Below are 312 nucleotides of genomic sequence, written 5' to 3' on the forward strand. Positions count from 1 at the left end.
CCAGCGCGAACGCCAGATGCACCCGGAACACGAATGAGACGGTGCTGCGGCTCCGGTTGTTCTCCGGCAGCGGGTAGACCGTCAGCCAGAACGATTCGCCGTGCAGCTTCGACAAGGCGGAGAGCTGAACGCCCGCAATGAACAGGAAGAACAGGTAGATTCCGGGCCCGATGAGACTGCTCCGGTTCCACCATTCCAGCAGCAGCGCCAGCAGTCCGATCCGCAGCACAATGCCGAAGACATCGCCGCGAGCAAAGCTTTTGGTCAGCAGATAGCGGTACGCGCTGTCGCTCCGCCAGGGAAGCCTCGCTC

At 62.5% G+C, this 312-nt stretch carries 1 protein-coding gene; it reads right to left on the reverse strand.

What is annotated here, in order from left to right; genetic code table 11:
• Positions 1-312, reverse strand: a 312-nt coding sequence (locus L692_RS29705; protein ID WP_036724866.1) for an ABC transporter permease, incomplete at both ends; no start/stop codon positions are given.

It is taken from the genome of Paenibacillus forsythiae T98 (assembly GCF_000520735.1).
Lineage (GTDB): Bacteria > Bacillota > Bacilli > Paenibacillales > Paenibacillaceae > Paenibacillus_AQ > Paenibacillus_AQ forsythiae.